Source organism: Streptomyces sp. WAC06614, from assembly GCF_003949795.1.
Lineage (GTDB): Bacteria > Actinomycetota > Actinomycetes > Streptomycetales > Streptomycetaceae > Streptomyces.
Genome location: NZ_RPRY01000752.1, coordinates 1 through 773 on the forward strand (window position 1 = coordinate 1; position 773 = coordinate 773).

The 773-nt window shown below is 67.9% G+C and carries 1 protein-coding gene and 1 pseudogene; one reads left to right on the forward strand and one right to left on the reverse strand.

Annotated features, from left to right (window positions below):
• A pseudogene (locus EF918_RS36290) lies at nucleotides 1-385 on the reverse strand (hypothetical protein); the annotation flags it as partial.
• A 193-nt stretch (nucleotides 386-578) separates the two neighbouring features.
• On the opposite strand from EF918_RS36290, the gene EF918_RS36295 reads away from it, so the two are divergent.
• A partial coding sequence (locus tag EF918_RS36295) for a hypothetical protein (protein WP_148141378.1) occupies nucleotides 579-773 on the forward strand: 195 nt, incomplete at its 3' end.

Genomic DNA, 773 nt, shown 5'->3' on the forward strand with positions numbered 1-773 from the left:
TGGTCTTCTTCGCCGTCGGAGCCTTCGTGGCCGTGGTCTTCTTCGTCGCGGTCGTCGTCTTCTTCGCGGGGCTCTTCTTGGCCGTGGTCTTCTTGGCGGCGGTCTTCTTCGCCGGCGCGGCCTTCTCGGCCGCCTCGGCCACCGGGTCCGCAACCGCCTCGACGGTGGGCTCGGGCTTCACCGGTTCGGCGACGGGCTCAGCGACCGGCTTGGCGGGCGGCTTCACGACCGGCTCAGCGGCCTTGGCCGGCGCCTTACGTCCTGGCCGCGGCACCCTGACCTTGCCGGACACCACGTCGGCGACCAGCTTCCCGGCCGTCTCCCGTACCGCGCCGACTACTCTTCCGGCCTGTTTGCCTGCATCAGCTACTCGTTTTCTCACCACGCGATCGACCTTAGGCCATCTCCGGGCCTTGCGAACATACCGACGGCATGTGAAAACGGATTGTTCACCTGATCGCTCCTGATTCCGACGCCTCCACGTGGTTACCGTGGAGAGACTCGGGGCACGTCCGCAGCATCGCTTCGAAATCGCAGCCTTCGGGAGACAGGACGAGGAAGGTACGACCATCACCGACGTGCACATCGACGAGGAGCAGCCCACCGTGGTGCTCGAGGAGCCGCAGACCACGGCGCGGCCCAGCCGCGCCGGGATCCTGTTCTCGGCCTGCATCATCCTCGCCCTGATCGCCTCAGTGGCCTGGCTGGCCGTCCACACGACCCGGCTCGCCGAGGGCCGCACCGGCGCGAACGTACCGACACCGGCGCCACCC